Raw genomic sequence first — 10499 nt, 5'->3', positions numbered from 1 at the left:
GCTTCGGGGCGGGATATGACCGCCTGGGCGAAAGCGGCCTTCGGGGTGTCGGCGCAGTTCGCCGATCACTCGGGTCTGGGCGGCGCCTCGCGGATCTCTGCCGCCGATATGGCGCGGCTGTTGTCGAAAGCCCATCGCGAGGGGCGGGGGCTGAAGCCGATCCTGCGCGATGTCGGCATGAAGGACGATGCGGGCAAGGTGATCAAGGGCCACCCGGTCAAGGTGATGGCGAAATCCGGCACGCTGAATTTCGTCTCGGCGCTGGCCGGGCATATCACGCCCCCCGGCGGGCGCGAGATGGTCTTCGCGATCTTCACCGGCGATCCTGCGCGGCGCGATGCGGTGCCGGTTGCTCAGCGCGAGAACCCGCCCGGAGTGGAAGGCTGGCTGAAACGCTCACGCCGTTTGCAGGGGCAACTGATCAGCCGCTGGTCCACGCTCTACGCCTGAAAAGGGTACTCTTTGCGGGCAATTCGCCCGGCTTCGGTGACGCGAAAGCCTTTCCATCGCTGAATTGTATCAGACCTGGCCCGCGGGGCTTATCGGAAAGGTGATGCCGTTGCCGGAACGGCTCAGGGAGGTATTCGCCCCGGCCTCGCCGCGTCGCGGTCCGCAAGCCGTCAGGCCAGTGCCCCGATGCGGCGGAGGATCTCGTCGCGCGGGATCTCGCCGAGCAACTGAAACAGGCAGTCGCCCGGCCGGCAGCGCCCCATCGCCCGCAGGGCCGCAACCACGCCCGGGGCAGCGAAATGCAGCGGGACGGGCGGCTCCCCGGGATATTCCGGCCGGTGCAGATAGCCGGCAGGCTGGCCGGGCTGTACCTCCTCGCCCAGATCCGCGGCGGGCTCGAACACGCCCTCGTGCGGCGCATAGGTAAAATGCGCCTGTTCGTTGAACACGAAGCGGGTGGAAACCGGCGCCCGCCATTCCTCTGCCATCGGCAGGATGCCGAGGTGATCGAGCAGCCGCCAGGTGCAGCGTTCTGCCACCCGCAGATCGGCCCGGTTCAGCGCGCCGCCGCCGCCGAATTCGCCCGAGAGATGGATCACGCCCTTGCGCAGCGCCGCACGTCCGGCGACCGGAGCTGCGGGAATCCCGCCCTGCGCCCAGGACAGCGGAGCATTCATCGCTTCCAGCGCCGCGAAGGTCTTTTCCGCCGTGGCGCGGTCCTCGCCCAGATCGGCATAGGAACAGGAGAGGTGGCGCAGCGAACTGCCGCCCGAATGCAGATCGAAGAAGACATCGCAGCGCGGCAGCAGCTCTTCGGCGATGAAAGCCGCGATCTGGCCGGTGGGCGTATCGGTATAGCGCTCGCCGAAACTGCGGTTGAGATTGCCGCCGTCGAGCGGCGAGGTCCGCTGACCCGCCACCACCGCAGGCAGATTGGCCGCCGGAAGCACGAAGATCCGGCCCTGGATGCGCGTGACATCGAGGCTGCGGATCAGCCGGGTCAGCGCCAGTTGCCCCTCATATTCGTCGCCATGCGACCCCGCCATCAAAAGGACGGTCGGCCCCCGGCCGTTGGCGAAGACCGCAAGGGGCAAAGCTATGGTGCCATAGGCCGAATGGTGGACCGAATGTTCGACGCGGATGACGCCGGTCTGCCGCCCGATGGCGTCCAGATCGGGCTCGCTCCAGACCGAGGCGAGGGACATGATGTATCTCCGGGGGCAGGGCGGCGGCCGGAGGCCCGGCCGCCGCGGAACGGTTTATGCTTCGAGCCAGATCCGCTCGATGATGCGGTCGCCCGAAAGATCGGCGACGCCGCTCGGCTCGAACCCTTTGACCCGCACCGATTTCGCATCAAGGAAATCGGCAAAGACCGGGATCACGCTCGGCCCCTCATTGTGCAGGATCGTCTGCAATTCGCCGTAGATTTCCTTGCGCCGGTCGAAATCGAGCGTGCCCTTGCCCTCGGCCAGCAACTGATCGAAACGCGGGTTCGACCAGTAGCTTTCGTTCCAGCCCGAGCCGGTGCCGTAGATCAGCGAGAAAGTCTGGTCGATGGGCCGGTTCAGCCAGCTTGACACCGCGAAGGGCTGCTTCATCCAGGTGTCGTTCCAGTAGCCGTCTGCCGGGCGGCGGATCACATTGATCTTCAGCCCGGCATCGCCGGCTTTCGCCGCATAGACCATCGACAGATCGACTGCCTCGGGCAGCGCCGCCTCGGAGGTGTAAAGGTCGATGGCGAAATTTTCGAGCCCCGCCTCTTTCAGATGGAACTTCGCCCGGTCGGGATCGAACAGCCGCTGTTCCAGCCCGCTGTTGTAATAGGGGCTGTCGGGCGAGATCGGATGATCATTGCCCAGCGATCCCAGCCCGCCCATCACCACATCGAGCAGCGCCTGCCGGTCGCAGCCATACATCAGCGCCTGGCGGATATGGTTGTTGCTGGTCGGCTCGGTATTGGCGGCGCAGATGAAGGTCCAGTGAACCGCACCGGGCGAGCGCACCAGTTCCAGCTTCGGGTTGTCGGTGACGAAGGGAACCACCTTGCGGTCCACCTGATTGATCACATCGACCATGCCGCTTTGCAGCGCCGCCAGCCGCGAGGTGCCGTCGTTGATCACGCTGAGGACCACCTGACCGACATGGGCGCGGTCGGTTTTCCAGTAGTTGGGATTGCGGTCCAGCACCGCCCGGACGCCGGGCTCGAAACTGGTCAGCGTATAGCCGCCGGTGCCGGTCAGCCTGGCCCAGTCGGTAAAGCCATCCGGCACGATCATCGCGTGATAATCCGAGAAAATGCGCATGAATTCGGCATTCGCCCCGTCCAGCACCACCGTGACCTCGCCCGGCGCGCTGACCGAGATGTCTTTGATCGCATTGAACAGCGATTTCGCGCCCGAGGTGGTGTCTTCGCCGCGATGCAGATTGATCGAATAGACCACATCCTGCGCATCGAGCGTCTTGCCGTTGTGGAAGGTGACGCCCTCGCGGATCTTCAGCACCCAGGTGATGGCATCGGCACTGTCCCATCTTTCCGCCAGTTCCGGGGCCAGCGTGCCGTCGGGCAGGATCTCGACCAGCTGGTTGCAGACCGCCACGCCGATCACCCGCTGCACCTGCTGGGTATAGGCCCGCGGATCCAGCGAATTGTCGGTGCTGCCGCCCGCCATCCCCAGGTTGAACACACCGCCCTTCACCGGCGTTTCGGCCCGCGCCATCCCGAAGGGCAGTATGAGGCCAAGCGCAGAGCCGGCGGCAAGGAAGCCACGCCGGCTTACTCCAGAGATATGGTTGCGGGTCATCCGGTTACTCCCTGTTCTCAGTTGGTCTTCATGTGCAGATCGCGCTCGTCGTCCGAGAGGCTGCGCTCGGTATGGACCCGGGCGGCCGCCACCGCCGCTTCGGCATCGCCCGAAAGGATCGCCTCGCAGATTGGCTGATGCCATTCGAGCAGATTGATGCGGGCCGGCCAGTTCAGTTCGGACCAGCGGTAGAGCCATTCGGTATGGCCCGAGATCGCCTCATATTGCCGTTGCAGCAGCCCGTTGCCGCAAAGCGCGACGATCCCGCGGTGAAAGCCCAGATCCGCCTCGACCCTCAGGTCCTGCCGGTCCGAGGCCTCGGCCTCGGTCAGCCGCTGATACAGGGCTTCGAAATGCCGGCGCTTTTCCTCATCCAGCCCCAGCGCCAGAAGGCGGACCGCCAGTTCCTCGAAGGCGCCGCGCAGCTGGTAGCTCTCGCGCAGGACCTGGGCGCTGACCTCTTTCACCGCCCAGCCGGCATAGGGGCGGCGGATCAGCAGGTTCTCCGCCTCCAGCGCCGCGAATGCCGCCCGCACCGTGCCGCGCGCGACCTGCAACTGGTCCGAGATTTCCTGCTCGGTCAGCCGGCGGCCCGGCTCCAGCCCACCGGTGACGATCAGCCGGCGCAGATGCGATGTCGCCCGGTCGGCGAGACTGACCTTCTCGAAATGCATAGGATTCTCCCGTTGCCGAATATACTGGTCGATTGTTGACAATTAGCAATATAAATCTGCAAACCCGGCATATCCCCGCGGAAAGGCTGTCGCCCGACGAGATCCGCCTGATCCTCACGCCCCGCCGTCCGGTTCCTGGTCTGCGCGGTTCATGGCTCTGCGCCCCGGACGGCGGATCCCGCTGTCGGTCCCTGTCGCCATCGCGATGCAGGCGCGGCGTGGGCCCCGCCATATTGCGAATTGCCGTGTCGAAAGGAACAGCCTGGCCCGGGTTGCGCTCGCCGTGACTGTCAGACGGCAGTCAGAACTGCCCCTGACAAAGCCCCATCTCATGCCCGGGGCATTGCGGGGCAATCCCCATGCCGAAACGCAGTGCGGACAGCGTGACGCTGACGGTGGAGAATCTCCTCCGGGCGCGCGCGCCGATGGCGGCCCGCTGCGACGCGGTGAGATCCGCCCCGAAGCCTCGCATCAAATTTCCGGGCGGCGGCGGGTTAACCCGTCCTCGCTGCTCATCAAAACACCACATCCCGCAAGGATTGCGGGGCTTAAGCCGTCACCGAGAATGACAGAGGCGCGGCGCCTGCCGGGCCGGCCTCCGGCAGCGCGCGGCGGAACTATATGGGCCAGGATGAAAGGCCCTTTCACCCTGACTTAAATACCCGGGGGGTGAGCGCCGCAGGCGCGAGGGGGTGAAGATGCAGGCGCCACTGGTTCGAGCCTGCATCTTCGGCAGCCCCCTTTCTGCGTCAGCCGTCCGCGCTCAGGGCAACATATGGCGCACCCGCGCGCCCCATTCGATGGCGGCGGCGTGCAGGCGGTCGATCTGCAATTCGTCGCGCACCTCCTCCAGCATCCGCAGCTCTTCCTGGCTGTGGCGGCCGTCGGCGGTCACCACGTCGCAGGCCAGAGCATAGGCGGTCTCATTCAGCCGCTCGGGCAGCGCCTCGCGGATCAGGCCGAACAGCGCGTCGAGCCCGTCCTCCTCCTCGAACAGATCGAAGACGATCTGCGCCACGCGGCGGATCCGGTCGGTGTCGTAGCCCGAGAACACCGGCATCAGATTGACCATGCTCTGGATCGCCACCAGCTCGGCGGTGCGCATGTTCTGGTCCGAGGCCGAACAGGCGATCATCACCGCCACCAGGGCATCCTGGGCGGACATCGGCGGGGTTTCGGGCATGATCGCTCTCCTTCATTCGCGCGTCAGGCGAGATTATTGACGCCGGGGGGCAGCGGCAATAGAGGACGAGGGCCTGCGGCATGGGGTTGCAGGCATGTGATGGCCGCCTGCGCGGCCCCGACCGAGGACAGCGACATGAGCACCCTGCGCGATGCGGCGATGAAATCGAAGGCCTGGCCTTTCGAAGAGGCCCGCGCCCTGCTCAAACGCTATGAGAAGAAGGCGCCGGAAAAGGGCTATGTCCTGTTCGAGACCGGCTACGGGCCGAGCGGTCTGCCCCATATCGGCACCTTCGGCGAGGTGGCGCGGACCACGATGATCCGCCGCGCGTTCGAGGTGATCTCGGACATTCCGACCCGGCTGATCTGTTTCTCGGACGATCTCGACGGCATGCGCAAAGTGCCCGAGAACGTGCCGCAGCAGGAGCTTTTGCGCGCGAACATCCAGAAGCCCCTGACCTCGGTGCCCGATCCCTTCGGCGAATACGAGAGCTTCGGCCACCACAACAACGCCATGCTGCGGCGGTTCCTCGACACCTTCGGATTCGAATATGAGTTCATCTCCTCGACCGAATTCTACCGCTCGGGCCGGTTCGACGACACGCTCCGGCTTTGCGCCGAGCGTTACGAGGGGATCATGGAGATCATGCTGGCGTCCTTGCGCGAGGAGCGCCAGCAGACCTATTCCTGCTTCCTGCCGATCCACCCCGAGACCGGCCGCGTCCTCTATGTCCCGATGAAGCACATCGACAAGGTGAACCACACCATCACCTTCGACGACGACGAGGGGCGCGAATGGACGCTTCCGGTCACCGGCGGCAACGTCAAGCTGCAATGGAAGCCGGATTTCGGCGCCCGCTGGGCGGCGCTGGATGTCGATTTCGAGATGTATGGCAAGGATCACTCGACCAACACCCCGATCTACGACGGGATCTGCGAGGTTCTGGGCGGCAGGAAGCCGAACCACTTCACCTATGAGCTTTTCCTCGACGAGTCTGGGCAGAAGATCTCGAAATCGAAGGGCAACGGGCTGACCATCGACGAATGGCTGAGCTATGCCTCGACCGAGAGCCTGTCCTACTTCATGTATCAGAAGCCCAAGACCGCCAAGCGGCTGTGGTGGGACGTGATCCCGAAGGCGGTGGACGAATATCACCAGCAATTGCGCGCCTACCCCGATCAGACGGTCGAGCAACAGGTCAACAACCCGGTCTGGCATATCCACAACGGCCTGCCGCCGGCGTCCACCATGGTGGTGCCGTTCGCGATGCTGCTGAACCTCGCCTCGGTGGCGGGCGCGCGGGATGCCGCGGGGCTCTGGGGCTTCATCCGCCGCTATGCGCCGGGGGCCTCGCCCGAGGCGAACCCCGATCTCGATGCGGCGGCCGGTTTTGCGCTGCGTTATTTCCACGACAATGTGGCGCCGAACCGCAACTTCCGCCTGCCCACCGATCAGGAGCGCGCGGCGATCGAGGATCTGCGCGGGCGGCTTCTGGCCTTCACCGGGGCCGAAGAGGGCCAGGCCGAGGACGAGGCGCTGCAAACCATCTGCTATGCCGTCGGCAAGGAGCACGGGTTCGAGCCGCTGCGCGACTGGTTCAAGGCGCTTTACGAGGTGCTGCTCGGGGCCTCGGAAGGGCCGCGCTTCGGCGGGTTCGTCGCGCTTTACGGCGTGCAGGAGACCGTGGCGCTGATCGACCGGGCTCTGGCGGGCGAACTCGCGGGCTGACGCGCTCAGCCGGGGCCGCGCCAGCTCGGATGTAGCCTGCGCCGCTGACCGGGGCCGTGGCGAACTGCGTCAGGCCTGGGAGTATGACCAGGCATGCGCCTCGGTGCCCGGCTTCGCCACCGCTTGCAGCCTGCCGCATGGCCAAAGTGTTCCTGACCCAGCCTCAGAGGCGCCGGATCGGAGGCGGGCAGCAAGTGGATGCGCGATGACCTCCTGGCTCGCGCTGCCGGCCCCGGGACGGCGCTCCGGATCATCGCGGGCGCCAGTCCTATGCCGCTTTGCGATGAGGCGCAGGAGGTGCCGGGGGCGGTCCTCGCCCTATCTGAACAGAAGACAGGGCCATGGCTGCGGCGAAGATCCGCAATGTCGGCATGATCCGGGGTATCGCCGCCAATATCCTGTTCCCGCCGGGCTCGTTGCGGGCCGGACCTCGCCGGTGCCAGTCGTGGAGGGCGACAAGCCGGGGGCCTTCGGCGCCTGTCGCGACGGGCCCGAGATCCGGGGCCGCGCCACGGCCTTGGCCGACCGCTGGTTCGTCGCACCGGAAGGCTGGTCGCATTACGCTCTTTTGGACCGGGGGCCCGATCCGGGCCTGGCCCTGTCCGCATGCCGCCCTGCGTTGCCCGTCCCCCGGGCGCGGCGGGCGCTCCCCGGGGATATCATTAACACCTTGTTGATATTTCCCTGACCCGTCACGCGGGTTTCGTTCCCGCTGGCCGGAACTGCGCAAACGAGCGGGGGACATCTCGGATGAACAAGGCGATTACCGAAGGGCTGGCCCTGATGCCGCTGCCCTTCTCGGCGGGGCTGGCGAACTGGTCGAGCAACAACGGGCGCCCGGGCGACGCCTCTTACGAAGGGTTGCCCACCGCGGCGGTGGTGACGAACGATCAGGATTTCGGCGGTTGTCTGGAGCTTCAGAAATCCAGCAATACCCAGAAGCTGCGGGCCTTCGCCCAGACCCCGCTGCGCCCCGACATGTATCTGCGCGTCACCGTGCGGATCAAGGCGGTCTCGGGCAATCTGCCGGCGGTGCGGATCGCCGCCTGGGCGGGCAATGCCGCGGGCAACAACGTGGGCTCGGCGCCGCAGACCGGCACCGCGGTCAGCCTGTCGCAATATGGCGAGGTGGTCACGGTCAGCGCGATCATCGGCGCGGGCAACCGGACCGGAGTCGATCTGGCCTGGGGTGTCGATCCGGTCTTCGCCCATATCGGTCTCGACCTGACCGGGCCGAACGGCGGCGTGGTCAGGATCGACGACATCCTCGTCGAGGACGTGACCCTGGTCTTTCTGCGCGAGCTGGCCGATGTGGTCGATGTGCGCGACTATGGGGCGCGCGGCGACGGCACCACGAACGACATGGCCGCCTTCCAGCGCGCCGATGCCGCCGCCCAGGGCCGCACCGTCCTGGTGCCCGCGGGCACGTTTGCGGTGAACGGCAACCTGACGGTGAATGCGCCGATCCGCTTCGTCGGGACGCTGGTGATGCCTGCCGCCAACCGGCTGGTGCTGACGCGCAACTTCGATCTGGAGACCTATTCGCGCGCCTTCGGCAGCGATCCCGAAGGGTTCCGCCGCGCGCTCCAGGCTTTGTTCTATTTCAGCGATCACGTCACCTTCGACATGTCGGGCCGCCGGGTCGATCTGACCGGGCCGGTCGATGTCTCGGCCCTGTCGGGGCAGACCAGCTTTTCCAGCCGCCGGGTGCTCAGGAACGGCTCGATCAATGCGGTGGCCTCGCCCGACTGGGATACCGAGACCTTCACCTCGGTCGCGACCTATACGCCGGCATCGAACCACACCCGGCTGACCGCGGTCGGCAATGTCGCCAATATCCCGATCGGCGCGCTGGTCGAGGGTACCGGCGTCGGGCGCGAGGTCTATGTCCGCGCGAAGAACGTCGGCGCCGGCTGGATCGACCTGTCCGAGCCGCTCTACGGCGCGGCGGGCACCCGCAGCTACACCTTCCGGCGTTTCAAATACATGCTGGATTTCGGCGGCTTCTCGCTCCTGTCGCGGTTCGAGATCCATGATGTCGAGTTCAACTGCCTCGGGATTTCCTCCGCGGTGATGATGCCCTCGGCCGGGTCGGTGAACCGTTTCGAGAACTGCACCTTCAACCGCCCGAAGGACCGCGGCATTTCCTCGGCGGGATCGGGCTGTCAGGGGATACATGTCGATTACTGCCAGTTCCTGTCGAACGAACAGGCGCTGGCGGCGCAGAACCGCACCACCATCGCGATCAACGTCAACGCCAATGACGCCAAGCTGCGCAACAACCGCATCGTGCGCTTTCGCCATTTCGCGGTGATGAACGGCACCTCGCATATGATCCAGTCGAACCATTTCTTCCAGGGCGACGACCAGGCGGCGGGGGTGCGGCTGGCGGGGATCGTGCTGACCCAGACCAATGTGGCGACGGTGATCACCGGCAATTACATCGACAATTGCTTCATCGAATGGGGCAACGAGCATGACCACGCGCCCGAGTTCAACAACGAGTTTTCTTTCGGCGGGCTGAACATCGTCGGCAATATCTTCATCGCCTCGGATGTCTCGCCCGCCTTTCGCTGGGTGGTGGTGAAACCCTACGGGCCGGGGCATTTCTTCAACGGCTTCGCAATGGAGAACAACACCTTCCGGGTGTTCAACGCCGTGGTGGAGCGGGTGGAGCGGCTCGACACCACCTTCGCCAGCCTCGACTTCACCCGCTCGCGCGACGTGCGGGTGCAGGCCAACACCTTCAACCAGGTCACCCAGTCGATCTCGAATCCGCTGGTGGCCCAGCATGTGCAGAACACCGCCGCCGATACCTGGACGGTCGACGCCTCCGGCTTCATCCCCTTCGGTGGCCGGATCCGCATGGTCGAGGCGGTGCAGAGCGAGAACGCGCTGACCAATGCGTCGAATGCGGTGCGCTACATCGCGCCCAGTGCCTTCCCGGGCCAGGGCACCAGCGGCAACCAGGTGCAGCTCCGCTGGGGCGAGGCGGTGAAGGGCCGCGCCATCGTGACCATGCGGATGGATGTCCCGACCTGAGGAGGGAAGGGGCGTGACACTTCGCGGGGCGGTCTTCGGGCCGCCCTTTTTTCATGCGTTCCGCCCGGCCCGGGGCAGCGAATCATTTTATTGCGCAGGGCGCGGCACGGGCTTGCCGGAAGTGGCGCCACCGGCGGGCCGGATGGGGGCAGAGGTCTCTCCTCGCGGGAACCTCGCGCGGTTGTGAACGTCCAGGTTGTTGAAAAAACGTGTCAAACTTGTGGCACCGGCAGACGGAATTTACATGTTTGACAGTTGTTTGGTGAAATAATTTACAAGAAAATGATTGTGTTAAATGGGGTTACGTAAAAATTCACAACGCGCTAAACTAAGGAAGGGAGAAGTCGTCCGTGCCGGGTGCATGGATGCGTTCATGCAGGCGCCGCCAGGTCCTGCGTAGCTGTCTGGGAGGACGCCATGAAAGACCAGCCCGATTCTCGCGGGATGTATCCGCCATCCCCGTCTTTCGTCATGTCTGCCCATATTGACGCTTCTGGTTACGCGTCGCTTTACGGGGAGTCGGTTTCGTCGGCTGATGGTTTCTGGTTTCGCGAGGGTCAGCGTCTTGACTGGATCCGGCCTTATGCCTCGGTGAAGGAGACGTCTTTCGCGCCGGGGAAT

The 10499-nt window shown here is 65.3% G+C and carries 8 protein-coding genes; 4 read left to right on the top strand and 4 right to left on the bottom strand.

Translation table 11 applies throughout. The features are described 5' to 3' along the window. A partial coding sequence (locus tag XINFAN_RS03730) for a D-alanyl-D-alanine carboxypeptidase (RefSeq protein WP_233352112.1) occupies positions 1-450 on the top strand: 450 nt, incomplete at its 5' end. A 170-nt stretch (positions 451-620) separates the two neighbouring features. On the opposite strand, the gene XINFAN_RS03725 is transcribed toward XINFAN_RS03730, so the two are convergent. The 4 genes from XINFAN_RS03725 to XINFAN_RS03710 form a co-directional block, all read right to left on the bottom strand. Next, positions 621-1655: a succinylglutamate desuccinylase/aspartoacylase family protein gene (locus XINFAN_RS03725; protein WP_124085151.1), complete on the bottom strand. Its 1035-nt coding sequence runs from the start codon at positions 1653-1655 to the stop codon at positions 621-623. Between the two features lie 54 nt (positions 1656-1709). Then, on the bottom strand, positions 1710-3251 hold the full coding sequence (locus XINFAN_RS03720) for an ABC transporter substrate-binding protein (RefSeq protein ID WP_160144525.1): 1542 nt from the start codon (positions 3249-3251) through the stop codon (positions 1710-1712). 17 nt (positions 3252-3268) lie between these two features. Continuing rightward, positions 3269-3925: a GntR family transcriptional regulator gene (locus XINFAN_RS03715; protein WP_124085149.1), complete on the bottom strand. Its 657-nt coding sequence runs from the start codon at positions 3923-3925 to the stop codon at positions 3269-3271. 763 nt (positions 3926-4688) lie between these two features. Beyond that, on the bottom strand, positions 4689-5108 hold the full coding sequence (locus tag XINFAN_RS03710; RefSeq protein WP_124085148.1) for a tellurite resistance TerB family protein: 420 nt from the start codon (positions 5106-5108) through the stop codon (positions 4689-4691). Between the two features lie 135 nt (positions 5109-5243). Between XINFAN_RS03710 and XINFAN_RS03705 the strand changes: the two genes are divergently transcribed. The 3 genes from XINFAN_RS03705 to XINFAN_RS03695 all read left to right on the top strand — a co-directional run. Then, the gene (locus XINFAN_RS03705) at positions 5244-6836 is read left to right on the top strand and encodes a lysine--tRNA ligase (RefSeq protein ID WP_124085147.1); all 1593 of its coding nucleotides are present in this window, start codon (positions 5244-5246) and stop codon (positions 6834-6836) included. A 750-nt stretch (positions 6837-7586) separates the two neighbouring features. Then, positions 7587-9878, top strand: a complete 2292-nt coding sequence (locus XINFAN_RS03700) for a glycosyl hydrolase family 28-related protein (RefSeq protein WP_124085146.1) — start codon at positions 7587-7589, stop codon at positions 9876-9878. A 417-nt stretch (positions 9879-10295) separates the two neighbouring features. Beyond that, positions 10296-10499 (top strand): acetyl-coenzyme A synthetase N-terminal domain-containing protein (locus XINFAN_RS03695; RefSeq protein WP_290426964.1); only part of this gene is annotated, 204 nt, incomplete at its 3' end.

This window comes from Pseudogemmobacter humi, from assembly GCF_900609055.1.
GTDB classification, from domain to species: domain Bacteria; phylum Pseudomonadota; class Alphaproteobacteria; order Rhodobacterales; family Rhodobacteraceae; genus Pseudogemmobacter; species Pseudogemmobacter humi.
Note: the sequence above shows the minus strand (reverse complement) of the source record. Positions and strands in the feature narration are given on the sequence as shown.

Excerpts from the sequence above, each read along its gene's own strand:
- XINFAN_RS03725 (WP_124085151.1), bottom strand. The coding sequence starts at position 1,655 with ATGTCCCTCGCCTCGGTCTGGAGCGAGCCCGATCTGGACGCCATCGGG.
- XINFAN_RS03720 (WP_160144525.1), bottom strand. The coding sequence starts at position 3,251 with ATGACCCGCAACCATATCTCTGGAGTAAGCCGGCGTGGCTTCCTTGCC.
- XINFAN_RS03715 (WP_124085149.1), bottom strand. The coding sequence starts at position 3,925 with ATGCATTTCGAGAAGGTCAGTCTCGCCGACCGGGCGACATCGCATCTG.
- XINFAN_RS03710 (WP_124085148.1), bottom strand. The coding sequence starts at position 5,108 with ATGCCCGAAACCCCGCCGATGTCCGCCCAGGATGCCCTGGTGGCGGTG.
- XINFAN_RS03705 (WP_124085147.1), top strand. The coding sequence starts at position 5,244 with ATGAGCACCCTGCGCGATGCGGCGATGAAATCGAAGGCCTGGCCTTTC.
- XINFAN_RS03700 (WP_124085146.1), top strand. The coding sequence starts at position 7,587 with ATGAACAAGGCGATTACCGAAGGGCTGGCCCTGATGCCGCTGCCCTTC.